This window comes from Pseudomonas sp. HY2-MNA-CIBAN-0224 (genome assembly GCF_040310285.1).
GTDB lineage: Bacteria > Pseudomonadota > Gammaproteobacteria > Pseudomonadales > Pseudomonadaceae > Aquipseudomonas > Aquipseudomonas helleri.
On record NZ_JBEOPQ010000839.1, the window covers coordinates 1 to 242 of the forward strand.

The 242-nt window shown below is 41.3% G+C and carries 1 protein-coding gene; it reads right to left on the bottom strand.

The window, feature by feature from the left end; all coding sequences use genetic code 11:
- A partial coding sequence (locus tag AAEZ03_RS28635; protein WP_350583368.1) for a hypothetical protein occupies window positions 1–224 on the bottom strand: 224 nt, incomplete at its 3' end.
- Window positions 225–242: the final 18 nt, after the last annotated feature.

A 242-nucleotide genomic window follows, 5' to 3' on the forward strand; every position in this document is an offset into this window, starting at 1 on the left:
TTGATGGCCTTTTCTAGCTCGGGACCATTTCGGAAAATACCGACATAGTCCATCATGACCCGCTGCATTTCTTTCTTTAATTGGAAGGGATTCTCTGTGCCGTTACCATCGACTAAATTATCGATCTCGTTTTGTAATTTATCGATAAATTGTTGGGTGAGAGCAGTATCGATTTCTAAGGAATTTTGTTGACAAAAATCCGCTACATATTGGCCGATGATCATGCCACCCACTACGGTTTC